The sequence below is a fragment of the Snodgrassella sp. CFCC 13594 genome, from assembly GCF_001590725.1.
Taxonomy (GTDB): Bacteria; Pseudomonadota; Gammaproteobacteria; order Burkholderiales; family Neisseriaceae; genus Snodgrassella.
In genome coordinates, this window is sequence record NZ_LQXR01000065.1 from 1 (window position 1) to 940 (window position 940).

At 51.0% G+C, this 940-nt stretch carries 3 protein-coding genes; all 3 read left to right on the plus strand.

What is annotated here, in order from left to right:
• Window positions 1–419 (plus strand): phage portal protein (locus A2F46_RS11695; protein ID WP_156471651.1); only part of this gene is annotated, 419 nt, incomplete at its 5' end.
• Window positions 416–712: a head-tail connector protein gene (locus A2F46_RS11700; protein WP_066570643.1), complete on the plus strand. Its 297-nt coding sequence runs from the start codon at window positions 416–418 to the stop codon at window positions 710–712. The genes A2F46_RS11695 and A2F46_RS11700, both read left to right, overlap by 4 nt.
• Window positions 705–940: phage head closure protein (locus tag A2F46_RS11705; protein WP_066570645.1), on the plus strand; the 236-nt coding region annotated here is incomplete at its 3' end. The genes A2F46_RS11700 and A2F46_RS11705, both read left to right, overlap by 8 nt.

Sequence of the window (940 nt, forward strand, 5' to 3'; positions counted from 1 at the left end):
AGACGAGCGCAGGCACCAGTATTGAGGCGATTAACCAGAATTACTACCAAGATTGTTTACAGGGCTTGATTGAAGCCATTGAAGCATTACTTGACCAAGGATTAAGGCTGCCTGAAAACCAGCGTACCGAGTTTGATTTGCAAAACTTATTGAGAATGGACAGCGCTGCACGGGCAACAGCCAATGCGTTATTGGTAGGTGCTGGCGTTATGTCGCCGAATGAAGCGCGTGAAGTGGAAAACCTGCCGCCGGTGGAAGGTGGGGAAAGTCCCTTAATGCAGCAGCAAAACTACTCACTGGCCGCACTGGCGCAACGCGATGCACCCAAAGCCACATTGGACGAAGAAGCACCGACAGAGGTTATACCAGAAGAACCCAAACCCAATGAACCTGAGCCTGATTTGGAGATAGAGCCATGATGTTTATTAGCGTAGAGGAACTCAGGGAATGGGCGCGCATCGATGATGATGCCGAATCGGGTGATATGTTAGCCAGTTTGATTGTGGCCGCGTCTGAAATTGTGTTGGCGCATATCCGTGACCCTGACAAGATAGGCTGGGATTTAAATAACGAGGCCACCATGCCACAGCGGATTAAGACGGCAACGTGTTTGGCGGCGACAGCGCTTTATGTAGACCGTACCAATGGCAACCCATTAACGCCTGCTGTGCGCGCGGTATTGGAGCCACTGAGGGCATTGGCTTATGCTTGAACCGGGCAAATTAAATCGTCGTATCACGATACAAAAGCCAGTGGTGATTAAAGATGAGCTGGGCGGCGTGGTGGCTGAGGACTGGCAAGACTTTGCCAAAACGTGGGCTTACATACTCAATCTGAACGGCAAGGAATTTTCCACCAAAGGGATTGATACCACGAGCACCACCACATCCATGCGCATACGCTACCGTGAGGGGATTACCACGCAGATGCGTGTGTTCTA

Coding starts and splice junctions, on each gene's coding strand:
- A2F46_RS11700 (WP_066570643.1), top strand. CDS start 416: ATGATGTTTATTAGCGTAGAGGAACTCAGGGAATGGGCGCGCATCGAT.